This is a genomic window from Pseudomonas sp. LBUM1660 (assembly GCF_059695935.1).
On the sequence record NZ_CP166796.1, the window covers coordinates 303854 to 318126 of the forward strand.

Here is a 14273-nt window from a genome sequence, read left to right on the forward strand (position 1 = left end):
ATTTAACGTTGATGGTCGGGTGAGCGGATGCTACTGACCGTTGCAGTACGGTCGCGGTAGGGATGGCAGTTACCTGCCACCCCCGCACAGATCCGTACGTGCGGAACTACCGCATACGGCTCCTGCCTTGGGTACGTGACGCGAAGCGATCCTCAGGGTAAGGATGTGCATTTCTGGGTCTAGGTATATAGAGGTCGGCAAGCCGTCCGTAGCGTGACCACTGGAGTCGGTTACGCTGGCTGCGTCGCTTGAGGGCTTGCCGCCATAGACGGCATACCGCCAACCGAAAACCGCCAAGGCGTATCAGATTTCCCGGCACCGCGTGGTAATTGAAGTATCCACTGACAACTCGGTTAAGCCACTGACCCACGACTCGAACAGGCTCATGACGTCGGCGTTTCAGCTCATCCCGAATAGCCAGCAGCGTTGCACGCATTCGCTTCTTTACCGTCAGTCGCAGAATTTGAAAACCACCGCTTCTGTTGGTACTACAGCAGTGCGTGAATCCCAGGAAATCAAACGTCTCCGGTTTACCTAACCCTCGCTTCCTACGATTTCTCGCAGCAAAACGACCAAACTCAATAAGCCGTGTCTTCGAGGCGTTGAGGGATAAACCGAACCTGGCCAAGCGTTCCTGCAACTGTACCAGAAACTGCTGAGCCTGCCATTGCGTCCTGAAACCCACCACGCTGTCGTCTGCGTAGCGCACAACAATCATATCGCCACGGGCGTGGCGCTGGCGCCACTGCCTTGTCCACAGATCCAGCACGTAGTGAAGATAGATATTCGCCAGCAACGGCGATATCACTGCGCCTTGGGGCGTCCCCTTGGTCGCAGCCACCCTACGGCCATCCTCTATTATTCCCGCCTGAAGCCATTTGCAGATGAGTCCGAGCATGCGTCGGTCTGCAATCCGGTGTCCTAGAAACATCAGCATCCATTCATGGTCGATCTCATCAAAGAACGACGTGATATCCGCATCCAATATCCAGTTCACCTTCTGACCCTTGAGCGCGACCGTTAACGCATCCAGCGCATCGTGCTGGCTACGTCCCGGCCGAAATCCATACGAGAATCCTAGAAAGTCTTCTTCATAGATCGCATTCAGAACAGTAACAACTGCCTGCTGTACAACCTTATCCTCCAACGAGGCAATACCCAGCGGACGCTGCCTGCCGTCAGCTTTGGGTATATAGACCCAAAGCGACGGCGTTGCCCGATAGGCTCCACTGTGAAGCCTTGCGTGCAAATCGGTCACCCGCTGGAGAAGACCTTCCTCATATTCTCGCCACGACATACCGTCCACGCCCACCGCCACATCGCGGCGAAGCGCATAAAAGCTCTGCGCCAATAATTGCGGTGTAACGTGGTGCAGCAATGCCGTGAACTGCATGCCCTTATTCCTTCGGGCTGCTTTCACGTACACCTTCAAGCCCCATCGACGCGCAACTGATCCGGCTCTGTGTCCGGGGCACGGGGGAAGTGTCGGTGTTTCCCTTGGCTACGTCCCTTTCCTCCACCCTCTCCGCAGGGCTTGACCCCTTGTTCGACGGTTTCTCAGGTACTACGGACGTATCCGACTTCTCAGCAACGTAGACAGCAGGGTTACGGCTTTTGGCCTTTCCTGCTCCGCCCGGTGCTTGCGCACTGGGCATTGCCGAGATCTCCCAGTTTCTGTGCGAAGGACTTCCCGACGTGCACAGGGTCTCCGACCGCGCGGGATCAGAGCATGACTGGCGTATAACGCCATGCTCCGTATTACCTTCTGCTTCGCATAACAGCATCGGCATCCCGGATTCCTGATTACGCGGCTCAATGGCTGGCCCATCGGCTTCCCCTGTCAACGCTTCACCCTGCACCTCGCGGCGCAGCATGCATGACTCGGGGTCTGGTTGATTCGCCATTTCTTACCAGTATCGAACTTTCATCGACTATCCTCCGCCAGCTTTAACTGGCGCACTATGCGTCCGGCAAAGTCATCTAGCATAAGTTTGCCGGCTAGGCGAAACCTCAGGAACTCAGTCCCAAAGAGGCTGCATGCTAGGTCTGGTATAACCCCAAACGCGTGGCACCCCATCCTCTAGAGAGAAGGGAAGGTTGTGCTTTCTTAGCGTGGAAAGTAGCCAATCGAGTGAAACCGCTTTGAGTTCGATCCACTCAATTTCTGCTACCGGATGGATGTGGTAATGCCATTCTCGATCCCAATCTGTGCAGTAATCGCTTGGAGCTAAGACACTGTGCAATCTGAACTCAGGCTTCATTTGCGGGGCGTTAATCATTGCTTTGATCAGCTCAGCCCATTTGGTGTTGTTCATGACGGGAAAAATCATGCCCGCAGTCAGCAGCCTGCGAATTTTCGCTTTTGTAACCTCGTCGAGTTCAGGCAGCTGATGCATAAGATTCGCGTAATTGTATGAAGTGAGTACAGTCTAACCCAACACACCTTCCGCGATTAAACGGGCACCCATCTGTGCGGCAACAGCTCGGTAATCTCACTCGCCCGCTGCGTCGGCAGGCGTGTAAGAACATCCTTCAAGTAAGCGTACGGATCATGTCCGTTGAGCCGCGCCGACTGGATCAAACTCATGATCGCCGCCGCACGTTTACCGCTGCGTAACGAGCCAGCGAACAGCCAGTTCGAGCGGCCAAGAGCCCACGGCCGGATTTGATTCTCGCACCAGTTATTATCGATGGGCACAGCACCGTCATCGAGATAGCGCGTCAGCGCTATCCAGCGTTTGAGGCTGTAATCCAACGCTTTCGCGATGGCCGATCCCTCAGGCACAAGCTGTCTTTGGGCGATCATCCAGGTATGAAGTGCGTCGATGATCGGCGCTGCTTTTTCCTGCCGTATTCGCTGTCGATCACCCGGTTCCAGCTCACGGACTTCTCGTTCAACTTCGTACAAGGCCGCGATGTAGTGCAGCGCTTTTTCGGCGATCTGGCTCTTGTTGGTCGCATGCAAGTCGAAGAACTTTCGGCGCGCATGGGCCATGCAGCCGATCTCCGTAACGCCCAGTTCAAAGCCTGCCTTGTAGCCTGCAAAGTCATCGCAGACCAGCTTGCCGTTCCAACTACCCAGGAAGGCTCGGGCATGTTCGCCAGCGCGGCTTGGGCTGAAGTCGTAAACGACCGCCGCCAAGTCGGAGAACTGACTGGTGGCATAGGCCCAGACGTAAGCACGATGAGTTTTCTTCGCACCAGGCGTCAGCATTTGTACCGGCGTCTCGTCGGCGTGGACGACGCCGTGCGTCAGCACGGCTTCGCGCAGCGAATCGACTAGCGGCTGGAGTTGCACGCCGCAGTTGCCTACCCATTGCGCCAAGGTCGAACGGGCGATAGGCAATCCGGCGCGGCCGAAGATTTTCTCTTGGCGATACAGCGGCAGATGATCGGCGAACTTGGCCACCATGACGTGGGCGAGCAGGCTCGCGGTTGGGATACCCTTGTCGATGACGTGCGCCGGTACCGGCGCCTGGATCAGCGTTTCGCACTGCTCGCAGGCCCATTTCCCACGGATATGACGCTCGACGGTGAACACGCCGGGCGTGTAGTCGAGTTTTTCACTGGCATCTTCGCCGATGCGCTTGAGAGCACAGCCGCACTGGCAATGGCTGTTGTCCGGTTCGTGATGGATCAGCGTGCGAGGAAATTGCGGCGGCAGCGCTGCGCGCTTAGGTTGCTGGTGCATTTTGGCTTCGACTGGTGTCGGTTGCAGCGCCTCAAGCTCGGCTTCGATAGCGGCAATATCAGTATCGATCAAGTCATCGAGCAAGCTGGCCTGATCTGGACTTAGTTGCTCGCTGCGTTTGGCAAACTTGAAGCGCTTGAGCAGCGCGATCTCGTGGGCCAGCTTCTCGTTGACCGATTTGTGATGGGTGATTTGCTTGTCCATTGTCTCGACGCGCTGGATCAACTGCGCCGCCAGGGCAAGCAGTTGTTCAGGGTTTAATTGATCGAGATTTGGATGCAAAGTCATGCCGCCGATTTTGCCAGAGAAGGCTGGTGGCGACGATAGACTGATGGGCCAATTGCGCTGGCAAGCACGCCATGGCAGGTGTTAAAGCATCGAGATGATTCCGCCTGCACCGACGCGCTGCCAAGGTAAACCGAGCACCAGGGCCTGAAGTTGCTCGGCATCCAACTCAACTTCGGAGCCGTGTCGCACACCCGGCCAGAAGAAGCGTCCTTGATTCAAACGCCGGGCGGCAAGCCAAATCCCCACGCCGTCATGCACCAGCACTTTCATTCGATTGGCGCGGCGGTTGGCGAACAGATAGGCACAGTGCGGCTTCGCCGCACCGAACACCGCCACGACCCGTGCGAGCGCGGTTTCAGTGCCGGCGCGCATGTCCATGGGCTCGGTGGCGAGCCAGATGGAATCGACGCGGATCATCGCAGCAGGTCTCGCAGGAAAGCAGCACACGCCGCTGCATTTTCTGCTGGCCAACTCACCACGACTACACCTTTTGGATGCGGCACTTCGATTCGGATCGTGGCAGGAAGGGCCTGATGCATCGGCACCGGCGGCGAAGTCTTGACCGGGATGAAGGCAGTTTGCAGTGCCAGGTTTTTCTGCGCATGCACCCGAATCCATTTATGGACGAGGTTTGCATTGAGGTTGTGGGTCAAGGCGACATTGGCAATTGAAGTGTCAGCCTGCGCGCACTCGGCGATGACCTGGGCCTTAAAGGACTTGGAATAGGAACGGCGTTGTGGCTGCATGGAAAATCCGCTTAAAAGGCTAGAAATAGTGTCCACTTAATTTTAAGTGCACACCATGTCTTGGCTTCGCCGAGCGGACTAGATGACTTTGCCGGACGGATACCAAAGACCCGGTTTCCAGTGGACCGTAAGGCTGCTCCGCTTAAGTGAACAGCATTACGATCATTGATCGGGGCTTCTTCATTTCTGGGTAACCACGGCGAGGGGGGATTACTCAGTAAAGTTGTTACCTGGTACTTCCACTTCGGCTTTTGCCATCAGGTAACGTTTCGATTCGCGCTCATACAAAGAGACCAGCGTAATCCGCACATTGATTGGTGTCTGCTCCCACTCTTCAGAGCTTGGTGCGTACCCGGCCCACTGGGGATCTTCCTGCATCTTCCTGATAGAAAGCCAAAGCTGTTCGTTTAGGTCTTTGGAGTTGAAAAAATCTTCAGCAGTAAAATGCTCTGCGAGTAAGTAGACCTGTATGAGAGGCAGACCTAAGAACTCAGCAATTTTTTGAAGCTTCTCTTTACCCAGTGATTTAATTTGGCGGTTGCCATTCGCCAGGGAGTTCCAGTAGATCTGAGTAACACCGACGATATCGGCGATGGCGCGATCTTGAAGGCCTCGTTCAACAATGGCCTTTTTGATCATCTTTATCAGACGAGCACCTTCGATTTTATTTCGGTCACGCGGCGACGTTGCATCATCAGTCGGAGACCCTGCTTCAGCAGCCGCTTGCGCATCTCGCGCCAACTGAGCTTGCTCTAAAGCTTGTTTAGCTAACGCCGAAATTTTCTGCCTACTAGATGCAGGTGTAGCGGGCTCCGGCGTAACAGCAGCGGTTGGGGCCTTGGCTGGAACTGGATTAGAAGCAGGTTTCGTTGCAGCAGCGGAGGAACGCACTCTCGGAGCCTTAGTAGTAGCCGGCGCAGCTTTAGGAGCTAAAGACATTGCTGTATTAGCAGCTGCCGGTTTTTTTGCTGGGGTGCCAGTCTTACCCTGCGGCTTCTTAGTTTCAGTTGCAGCAGGCGTTTTATCTACATTTTTTGCTGAAGCGCGAGACCGCCCTTGCGTAGAGCCACTTGGTTTCTTGTCGCTAGGTTTTGTCATGGTTACGGCTCCAGGTTGTTCGCGTGGGGTCGAAGAAGAAGGGGCGCCCCTTGTATAAATAAAGCAGGGAAATGCCATTATCTGTAAAATTAATTCTACACAGTTAACAACAAGATTCAATCTCTTGTTCATGTGGAACAAGAGGCGGAGCGCCCGTTTTTTAAGGCTCTACATAGAGACGCATTCGGCCAAAAGCGGACAGTTTTAGCGTGAATTTTGTGTAAAAGAAGAGCCTCGAACCAGAGGATAGAGCCAACCCCCATCGACAAGTTCCCAAACTTTTCTCTACCCAGGCTTCTGTCACTCGCATGATCAGCGAGGCTATCTCCCGAATTGATACCGTTTTGCTCCCTCCTAAAGGCCAGCCAGGCGATCGGCGCGTGACCTGCGCAGCCCTGTCAAAAGCCGGCGACTAATTCACTCAGTATTATTCTGTCATGTTGTATTACTGGTACACGCTGAGTATCCTGAACCGCACCAACTCCAGCAAACCATGAGGCTCTCCATGATCCCCCAGGACGCAAAGCGCAATCCGGATTCCTACTCGTATCCAAACGGGATGCTCAACTCAGGCTATATCGCCGGCGTCCTGCGGAACAACGATCCAGTAAAAGGGATCTGCTACATCCAGCAGACCCGAAGCAAAAACCACATGCTTCCCATTCATTACGACCCGAAAAAGTCGCCGATCCCCCGCGAAATCAAAGAGTGGGATCTGATCATGACGTACGTCCATACCGACGGCGCTGTAGAGGGCGAAAACCGTATTGCCAAGCTCAAAAGCATCCGCTTTGAAGCCCCAACTTCATGCACATGGGTACGCGCTTTCGCGATGACTTCATGAAGAAGTGGGGCGCAGCGGTTCATGCCGCAGCCATTGATTCCGGAACTCCGAAATCCGTCGAGGAGTTGCAGGCGATGCCGAGCGACGACAACGATGCGCGTCGGGACTCGTTCGACTGGAAAGCTATGGAGCTGAATAAGAACGCGTCGAACCAGATTCGCATCGCCGGCTTCATTCAGGCCAAGTCGCTGGAACGCAATCGCAGACATCCGACTGATGGCACGCCGATAAATGACCGACTGGTGGTATTGATCCGGCAGAGCAAAGATTCGGATCAATCGATCCCAGTTCGCTGGTACGGTCGCAACCTTCAGCCCCTCGCCGAAAAACTGGCCCGTGGCATGCCTATAGTCGTGTCTGGTGAGTTCCGTATCGACGTAAAAGCCCTCGGGATGCCGGCCCCTGAGACTCAAGTCGCCCCAGTCTCGAAGACCCCCTTCATCCAGGCGAAGGACATGCCCGCCCCGGTCTCCCCATATTCCGGGCACATCAAAATCGTTCCAGGTTGGGCGGCCGAACTCTTCAAAGGCCACGGCACGACCCAGGCCGAAAAACCTGCCGACCAAGATCGAGCAGCACTGTTCGGCGCTGCTTTTGCTCCACAAGAAGGTCAATTAGATGAACAGCCTGGCGCGTAATTAAACGGTAACGCCTACGAAGTGAAAAAAGCCATCGAGGTCCTTGACCACTGTCGATGGCTTTTTCCGTTTTTGGTGGCTGTGGTAACTCACAGCAGCCCCCGACCGCTACAGGCAGTCGGCTTCAACCTCTAGAAAACTGAAGGCATGGTCAGCAATGGGCAAGACTCTCATCATCACTGAAAAATCGACTGTCGCAGCCACCATCGCTAAAGCGATCGGCGGATTTAGCAGGGTAGAAAACTGGCTCGAGAGTGAAGACGCCATTCTTGCCCCTGCTGCCGGTCACCTGGTGGAGATCCATTCAGAGGAGATGGCCAAGGCTGGCCGGGATATCAGTAACCTGCCGGTGATTCCGGATCAATTCGAACTGCGCCTTATTGAGGAAAAGAAAAAATTCTACCAGGTGCTCGATCGCCTTATGCGCCGCTCGGATATTACGGCTATCGCCAACGCCTGCGACGCCGGTCGAGAAGGGGAGCTGATTTTCCGTCTGATCTATAAAAGAGCCGGGTGCACGAAGCCAATGCTTCGCCTCTGGATGACCTCAACCACGGACGAAGCCATTCAATCAGCCTATGCAGGAATGCGCCCCGGGGTGGACTACGATAACCTTGCTGAGGCTGCTGAGATTCGAAGCGAAGGCGATTTCATCGTCGGGATCAATGCCTCTCGCGGCATCACCCGGCTTTATGAACGCCAGACCGCAAAAGCCGAAACCTTTCCGTTGGGCCGGGTCCAGACCCCGACGCTTTCCTTGGTCTGTGCCCTGGAGCTGAGCATTCTGACTTTCCGCCCGGTGCCGTACTGGGAAGTGCACGCTACGTTCGGTGTCGGCGCTGGTAGCTTCTCCGCCTTGATTAGGGCTTTGAGGTCCAGATCCGCATCAAAGGCGACAATGTCCGCTTCCAGCAAATACTCGAACCCATCCCTGCTTCCGCACACCGGTATCACCTTGTTTGTGATGGCCTCTCGAATGCGGGTCATATTGTTCAACACCGACTTCTTCTTTTTGCGCGGTTGAACGAACGCGGTGAAATCCGGGGTGGCGTCGCCCAGGGCCTTCAACGCCGCGGCCTCAGCTGCCGGGCTGAGTTTACGCCTGGATGACTGCGCATCTGGATCGGGTACCGCCCCTGAGCACGCAGCAATAATTACGTCGGCCATCGCCCGATTCAATATTCGGTGGGGGTGATTATCCTTACCCGGGCCGGCGCTGTCCGCGGTTCGAGGTGCTTGCCATTTCCCGACATAGTTACCCACGGTGACGCCTAAACCCGGTTACACGATGGTCGGATTTCCAGTCGTGACCGAACGTTTGAGCCAAGACTGGTAAAGCGAAACGCGATCAAAACTCCCTGGCCAGCCCGATGCAGGCCGGGGAACTTGATCAGCGGCAGGCATGCAGAGCTTGAAAACTTTCCCCACCGAAAATGCCGGTCTCCTTATTTATTGGCAGGAGGCGTCGGCGAATCCGCCTCCGCCTCCTTCTGCTTAGGCGCATACACTCTGCCTTTGACGCTTTCGAGCAGTGCCGCTTGCAGCTTGTCATTCTGTTCGCTGAGTTGGGCGTTTCGTTGTTCCAGCTTCTCCAGATTGCGATCCGTGACCTCCAGTCGCCCGCGGAGTTGCGCCGCTTCGTCGCTAGCTTTCGATCGCAATTGCCGCAGCTGATCCTTCTCACTCCGCTCCCGCTCAAGCTCTTTGGTCAGCTTGTCGGTTTTGGTCTTCTCCTCATCGCGAACCCTGGCCGTTTCCCGCATCAAGAAGTCTTGGGTCTTGACCAGTTCAACCTGGTGGCTTTCAGCCAGGACGGTCAGTTCCCGCTGAGCGCTCGCCCGCAGATCCGCCAATTGCTGTTGCAGCTTCTCCACGAGCCCTTGCAGGCGCTGCTGTTCCTGTATGTGCTGGGCATTCTGCGCCGCAGCTTTCTCGGCCTGGTCCTTCAGCTCCGCCGCCAGCCCTTTGCGCTCGGCCTCATTGGCCTGTAACAGCTCCGCGAGGCTGAGCTTGTCTGCCCGCAACCCCTCAATCTCGCGTGTCTGACCGTCGAACCGCTCAATGGCAGCCTGTTCGTTCGCCTTTGCTGCTTCCATCGCTGCCACTGAATTGTCAGCCTGCGCTTGAAGTTGCTGCCGTTCAATTTCATGCCCGGCAACAGCGGCGGCGAGGGCGACATCCCAGATTTTGTCGAAACTCGCACACACGTCATCGGGAATGCTGGGGCGGCGTAGCCGGGCACTTAATGCCGGTCCGGCCTGCACCCAAAACTTCTTCACCTCATCGTTGACCAGGTTGGGGGAAGCCGTGATGCCGTGCTCAGCGGCGATCATCTCCCGGATGGTCGACTGCCGAACCTCCTCACCAAGGCCAAGCAGACGTTCCGCGTATTGATGCACCAGAAGCCGAGTGTTCTTCAGTTGCGCATTGGGGGACTGCTTTGTCATAGCGACTCGTGCTCCTTCATCGGAAAACCAGGGCCTTGTGCCTGCTGATTTAAAAATTTACTTCCGGAAATTCGCAGATTTACTGACGAAAACCTGGTCATTTACATCATCTGAAAAACATAAAATCCTTTTAAATCAATATCTTGCAAGGTAAATGAGCACTTAAAAAATAAAGACGGTGCTGGTCTCGTCATAGTACTACTTTTGATATTAATATTGATACTATTCTTATCATAAATCGGTAAAATTCGTGAATACGTGCAGTTATCACGAATATTGCTATAAGGGGGATGCATCCTTTCGCATCTATCAGTAGCTAACTCTGCGAGAGAATGTGTTTCTGTTCTGATATAACCCTTTAGAATCTTATTTTTACTTAAAAAGACTTGCGCTGTGGATCAAGCCAAATCACGCAAGGCGGAAAAGGGTTCACCCTTCTTACGCCCCCCGAAGCTTTCTCGTGAAGCCTTCAAAGCGCTCATTGAGCAGCACGGCTGGCGTATGGCCGATGTGGCTTGTCGGTGGTCAATCCGGCCGGAGCACTTGAGCCGGATTGCTGCGGACGAGGACCGTGATCTGAAATGGGATGACCTGGTGCGATCGCTGCCGGCATTGAGCGCCTTCGAGCGATCGTGTGTGACAGCGGCTAGGCTTTCCATCATTCCGCCGAAACCCCGTCAGCGCAAAGTCCTGCCCATTGGCGAATCGGTCCAACCGGTAGCCGCTGAAGCCGCCGGCGCCTCCGTGCAATCTGATCCACCGTTCAAGTGGGAGCATGGGGACGACGAGGACGAGGATGAAGCGTTCGCACCGGGCGTCGACGGCTTTCGTTACAACAGCTATCTGTCGCGGGGCTCAGAGCTGGCGGTCGTGCAGGAGATCGATGGCTTTGCCCGCGAGCATGCCATTCTGGTTGTAACCGCTACCCGGGTCGGCGTCGACCCCGCCGGCGGCGCACAGGAAGAGTACCAATGCGAGTCAGCGACAGGTGATCGACGGTGGATTGCGCCGGATCAGATTGACGATTGGCTGGTGTCCAACGGAAAAATGCGGGATCTACGATGAGCTCACGAACCAGCTTGCCCACCCGCCTGGATTTCCAGGCCAACACCGAGATCGCCTTGCTTGACGCCTACGCACTGGTGGAACCAGGTGAAACTCCCGACCTGATCCAGGCCAACAGCGATATCGAGGCGGCAGCCATCTGGCTGACAACCACCGCCACCAATCTCAAGACTCGCCGGGTCATGCGCAAGGAGGTGGAGCGCTTCATCTTGTGGGCGCTGCACACCCGCGGCAAGCAACTGTCACAGATCAACGTCATGGACGTGAGCGACTATGCCGCTTTCCTGGCGGATCCCCAGCCCCGTGAGATGTGGGTCAGTGAAACGAAGTATCCGCGTCATCATGAGCAGTGGCGACCCTTCGCCGGCCCCCTGAGCTTGAGCTCGCAGCGCTATGCCCTGGTTCAAATTGGCAGCATGTACACGTGGATGGTTAAAGGTGGGAGGCTCAAAGGCAATCCCGTCGCGCTGGTGCGTAAACCAGAAGCGCCGCACGACGATACGATCAAACGCTTGCTGCCTGAGGAAGGCATAGCTCTCGCTTTTGAGGCGATCAGTCTGACCAAGAGCCCGCGTAAACGAGCGCGGGATCATTTCATGCTGAGCCTGTTTTACCTGACCGGTGTGCGGACTTTCGAAGGCACCACATCCAACATGAGCAGCATCCATCGCTCGGCCAGCGGGACTTGGTGGCTGACGGTTCTCGGCAAGCGCAACAAGTTCCGCGATGTGCCCATATCTGACGACCTGTACCAAGACCTGCAACTATATAGAGAGGCCTTCGGTTTACCGCGGGACATTCCGGCGAAAGACCCAACCCCCCTCCTCCTGGCCGCCAACTCCAAACTCAAGCGGGCGCACACCAGTACCGTGCTCAAGGCCATCATCGAGATTATGACCCGGGCCGCAGGGCTGGCCATTCAACGCGAGCAATTTGAGTTGGCCGATCGGCTGGCGGAAGCGACGACCCACTGGCTCCGTCATTCCTGCTTTAGCCATCTGGCCAAGGCTACCGGCGACCTGGTGATGATCAAGTCCTTGGCTGGCCACACCAAGATGGAAACCACCAGCCGTTACCTGCACACGGAGAACGATGAAATGCATGCAGGGGTCGTCCAGACGCTGAGTACGCCCCGGCTCAAGTAGCTCAGTTATTGCTTTGGTGCACCCTGGGACGCTTTTTGAGCATCCCAGTTTTTAGGGGCTCCTACGCCAATCCAGAATGCCAGTTTCCCATTGGCATCATGGCTGGCTTTTTCAAGTCTCTTGAATTCGTCTAAGGGCAAGCTGAACTGGTTGGACGAGCCCCATGAAAGACAGGACACCGTTTCCCCCTTACGATAAGGGATAGGCAAACGGTTATGTTTATGACTAATAGCAACGATAAGAGTGGGGAGCTTTTGGGCCAGGAGCGGCGGCGCCGCTGGAGCCCAGAGCAAAAACTGGCCATGGTTCGCGAGAGCCTTGAGCCAGGACAAAGTGTGTCGGTCGTCGCTCGGCGCAACGGCATCAATGCCAACCAGCTGTTCCTGTGGCGCAAGCTGTACCAGGACGGCAGTTTGTCGGCGGTCAGTGCCGGTGAAGCCGTGGTGCCTGCCTCCGAGCTGAGCGATGCGCTCAAGCAGATCCGTGAACTGCAACGGATGCTGGGCAAGAAAACGATGGAAGCCGAAATCCTCAAAGAGGCCGTGGAGATCGCCCGGTCGCGAAAATGGATTGCGCACTCACCCTTGTTGCCGGGGAACGACCAGTGAAGCTGGTCAGTAAATGTCTCGGTGTAGCGCGCTCGCAATTAACGGTTCGAATCAAGCAATCGGTATCGCCCAAAGTGCGGCGAAGCAGGCCTGTGAACGATGTAGAGCTGGTCGCTGAAATCCAGCAAGAGGTCAGCGAACTGCCCAGCTATGGATACCGTCGCGTCTGGGGACTACTGCGTCGTGCACGTGAAAAGCGCTCGCTGCCGGCGGTCAACGTGAAACGGGTTTACCGGGTGATGCGTGACCACAACCTTTTGCTTGAACGCCGGATCAAACAGCCCGGCGTGCCGCGTCGGCACGAAGGCCGTATTGCCGTGGAAACCAACGATACGCGTTGGTGCTCGGACGGCTTTGAGTTCCGCTGCGAGGACGGCGCCAAACTGAGCGTGACCTTCGCCCTCGATTGCTGTGATCGCGAAGCCATCGGCTGGGTGGCAAGCCCGACCGGGTACAGCGGCGATGATATCCGCGACTTGATGCTGGAAAGCGTGGAGAAGCGTTTTGGTGATCAACTGCCCACCACACCAGTTCAATGGCTAAGCGACAACGGTTCGGCGTACACCGCCGAACAGACACGCCTGTTTGCTCGACAGATCGGCTTGCAGCCGGTGACCACCCCGGTACGCAGCCCGCAGAGTAACGGCATGGCCGAGAGCTTCGTGAAGACGATTAAGCGAGATTACGTGGCGCACATGCCCAAGCCGGATCGAGAAACGGCGTTGCGTAACCTGGCAATTGCCTTCGAGCACTACAACGAGCAGCATCCACACAGCGCCTTGAACTATCGCTCTCCGAGGGAGTTCAGGCGCTTAGCGGCAGCATCAATTTAACGGGGAATTGGTGTCCGGTTTTGTAGGGGCAAGTAGCCGGGTTCTCCACCGCCCTCAAAGTACTCTTCACGTAATGCTTCGTAATGCTCACCGTCGTTGTGGTGCAGCCAGTCGTTGAAACTTTTCATGCTCTGCGCTCCGGGAGAACAGGCGCGAAAGCCGCGCCCAGGTGAAGCCGAAACCCGCACGATGGACTTTGTTTGTAGCGGCTACTCGGCTTCTCCTATTCGTTTGCCTTGTGGTTCGCTTCCTCGCGCCACTTGCTTTCAGCGTTTGACTTGGTAGGACCGCGGGCACTTATTTGCTCCCCGCGAAAATCCGCGTATGCACGGTAGGACTTCCCATCCTTAACCGTCCAACCCCGGATCTGCTCACCGTCAATCATGGTTACAAACTGAACTGCCGCGCTCATTGCCTACGTCCTCATGTTGATACTGATGACGCCAGCTTGCCGTCACGACAGCAGCCGTGGGCATTTGGAAAACGTGAATCGTGATCGATAAGGACAGTGTCTGTCGCGGCCTTCTGACCAGAATATCAGCCGGCCCAGCGTGATGTTCACGGAATGCGCCGACAGGTCATCGGGTGACCTCCTGTGCGAAAGGCCCCTTCCCTGCCGCCCTAGGTGATTGTTCGTGACCCCAGCTCTAAATCTTTGATAAGCCATTGTTCATTTCAACCCGCTGCATCAGCTACTCGCTGATTTTTCAGCTATCCATATGGTGTACGTTGGTAATTTGCCTTTTACCTATATGAAGCCACAGTAAAAAATAAGATTCCTATGCAGGTATTACCTCATTTTGTCTTGTATCAGCCGATACATCCGGTACAGAATGGTCCCATTCTTAATTCCACTCGCTGGTGCCGCAT

At 55.7% G+C, this 14273-nt stretch carries 13 protein-coding genes and 1 pseudogene; 6 read left to right on the forward strand and 8 right to left on the reverse strand.

The features are described 5' to 3' along the window. Positions 1–110 precede the first annotated feature (110 nt). The 6 genes and pseudogenes from ltrA to ACA068_RS31165 all read right to left on the reverse strand — a co-directional run. Positions 111–1655: pseudogene (ltrA, locus tag ACA068_RS31140) on the reverse strand (group II intron reverse transcriptase/maturase); the annotation flags it as partial. A 363-nt stretch (positions 1656–2018) separates the two neighbouring features. Then, on the reverse strand, positions 2019–2396 hold the full coding sequence (locus tag ACA068_RS31145; RefSeq protein WP_497310770.1) for a DUF6678 family protein: 378 nt from the start codon (positions 2394–2396) through the stop codon (positions 2019–2021). A 56-nt stretch (positions 2397–2452) separates the two neighbouring features. Continuing rightward, positions 2453–3979 carry an IS66 family transposase gene (gene tnpC / locus ACA068_RS31150; RefSeq protein ID WP_497310771.1) on the reverse strand — a complete coding sequence of 509 codons (1527 nt, stop codon included), beginning with the start codon at positions 3977–3979 and terminating at the stop codon, positions 2453–2455. A gap of 81 nt (positions 3980–4060) precedes the next feature. After that, positions 4061–4396: an IS66 family insertion sequence element accessory protein TnpB gene (tnpB, locus tag ACA068_RS31155; RefSeq protein ID WP_003177794.1), complete on the reverse strand. Its 336-nt coding sequence runs from the start codon at positions 4394–4396 to the stop codon at positions 4061–4063. Next, positions 4393–4725 (reverse strand): IS66-like element accessory protein TnpA, encoded by a 333-nt coding sequence (gene tnpA, locus ACA068_RS31160; protein ID WP_497310772.1) that lies wholly within the window; start codon positions 4723–4725, stop codon positions 4393–4395. The genes tnpB and tnpA overlap by 4 nt, the downstream gene beginning before the upstream one ends. A 210-nt stretch (positions 4726–4935) precedes the next feature. Continuing rightward, entirely contained in the window at positions 4936–5823 is an 888-nt protein-coding gene (locus ACA068_RS31165; RefSeq protein ID WP_497310773.1) for a helix-turn-helix domain-containing protein, read from the reverse strand. 505 nt (positions 5824–6328) lie between these two features. On the opposite strand from ACA068_RS31165, the gene ACA068_RS31170 reads away from it, so the two are divergent. From ACA068_RS31170 to ACA068_RS31180, 3 genes are all read left to right on the forward strand, one after another. Beyond that, positions 6329–6667 carry a hypothetical protein gene (locus tag ACA068_RS31170; protein ID WP_497310774.1) on the forward strand — a complete coding sequence of 113 codons (339 nt, stop codon included), beginning with the start codon at positions 6329–6331 and terminating at the stop codon, positions 6665–6667. Further along, positions 6664–7305 (forward strand): hypothetical protein, encoded by a 642-nt coding sequence (locus ACA068_RS31175; RefSeq protein ID WP_497310775.1) that lies wholly within the window; start codon positions 6664–6666, stop codon positions 7303–7305. Before ACA068_RS31170 ends, ACA068_RS31175 begins: the two co-directional genes overlap by 4 nt. A 157-nt stretch (positions 7306–7462) precedes the next feature. After that, positions 7463–8329 carry a DNA topoisomerase gene (locus tag ACA068_RS31180; RefSeq protein ID WP_497310776.1) on the forward strand — a complete coding sequence of 289 codons (867 nt, stop codon included), beginning with the start codon at positions 7463–7465 and terminating at the stop codon, positions 8327–8329. A gap of 421 nt (positions 8330–8750) precedes the next feature. On the opposite strand, the gene ACA068_RS31185 is transcribed toward ACA068_RS31180, so the two are convergent. Next, positions 8751–9752, reverse strand: a complete 1002-nt coding sequence (locus ACA068_RS31185) for a DNA-binding protein (RefSeq protein WP_497310777.1) — start codon at positions 9750–9752, stop codon at positions 8751–8753. A gap of 393 nt (positions 9753–10145) precedes the next feature. Between ACA068_RS31185 and ACA068_RS31190 the strand changes: the two genes are divergently transcribed. The 3 genes from ACA068_RS31190 to ACA068_RS31200 all read left to right on the forward strand — a co-directional run bounded on the left by ACA068_RS31190 (position 10146) and on the right by ACA068_RS31200 (position 13403). Continuing rightward, the gene (locus ACA068_RS31190; protein WP_497310778.1) at positions 10146–10817 is read left to right on the forward strand and encodes a hypothetical protein; all 672 of its coding nucleotides are present in this window, start codon (positions 10146–10148) and stop codon (positions 10815–10817) included. After that, complete coding sequence (locus ACA068_RS31195; protein WP_497310779.1) at positions 10814–11962, forward strand: tyrosine-type recombinase/integrase; 1149 nt, start codon at positions 10814–10816, stop codon at positions 11960–11962. Before ACA068_RS31190 ends, ACA068_RS31195 begins: the two co-directional genes overlap by 4 nt. Positions 11963–12183: 221 nt before the next feature. Further along, positions 12184–13403, forward strand: a protein-coding gene (locus ACA068_RS31200; RefSeq protein WP_497310780.1) for an IS3 family transposase whose coding sequence is annotated in 2 segments (ribosomal slippage) — positions 12184–12529 and positions 12529–13403 — 1221 coding nt in all. Because the reading frame shifts where the segments join, the coding sequence is not laid out codon by codon here. Here the strand turns inward: ACA068_RS31200 and ACA068_RS31205 are convergent. Continuing rightward, on the reverse strand, positions 13400–13531 hold the full coding sequence (locus ACA068_RS31205) for a hypothetical protein (RefSeq protein ID WP_497310781.1): 132 nt from the start codon (positions 13529–13531) through the stop codon (positions 13400–13402). The two genes, ACA068_RS31200 and ACA068_RS31205, sit on opposite strands and share 4 nt — an antisense overlap. Positions 13532–14273: the final 742 nt, after the last annotated feature.

Bases quoted from the DNA above. Each gene is read 5' to 3' on its own strand.
- ACA068_RS31185 (WP_497310777.1), bottom strand. From the start codon at position 9,752: ATGACAAAGCAGTCCCCCAATGCGCAACTGAAGAACACTCGGCTTCTG.
- ACA068_RS31195 (WP_497310779.1), top strand. From the start codon at position 10,814: ATGAGCTCACGAACCAGCTTGCCCACCCGCCTGGATTTCCAGGCCAAC.
- tnpA (WP_497310772.1), bottom strand. From the start codon at position 4,725: ATGCAGCCACAACGCCGTTCCTATTCCAAGTCCTTTAAGGCCCAGGTC.
- tnpC (WP_497310771.1), bottom strand. From the start codon at position 3,979: ATGACTTTGCATCCAAATCTCGATCAATTAAACCCTGAACAACTGCTT.
- ACA068_RS31170 (WP_497310774.1), top strand. From the start codon at position 6,329: ATGATCCCCCAGGACGCAAAGCGCAATCCGGATTCCTACTCGTATCCA.
- ACA068_RS31165 (WP_497310773.1), bottom strand. From the start codon at position 5,823: ATGACAAAACCTAGCGACAAGAAACCAAGTGGCTCTACGCAAGGGCGG.
- tnpB (WP_003177794.1), bottom strand. From the start codon at position 4,396: ATGATCCGCGTCGATTCCATCTGGCTCGCCACCGAGCCCATGGACATG.
- ACA068_RS31180 (WP_497310776.1), top strand. From the start codon at position 7,463: ATGGGCAAGACTCTCATCATCACTGAAAAATCGACTGTCGCAGCCACC.
- ACA068_RS31205 (WP_497310781.1), bottom strand. From the start codon at position 13,531: ATGAAAAGTTTCAACGACTGGCTGCACCACAACGACGGTGAGCATTAC.
- ACA068_RS31175 (WP_497310775.1), top strand. From the start codon at position 6,664: ATGAAGAAGTGGGGCGCAGCGGTTCATGCCGCAGCCATTGATTCCGGA.
- ACA068_RS31145 (WP_497310770.1), bottom strand. From the start codon at position 2,396: ATGCATCAGCTGCCTGAACTCGACGAGGTTACAAAAGCGAAAATTCGC.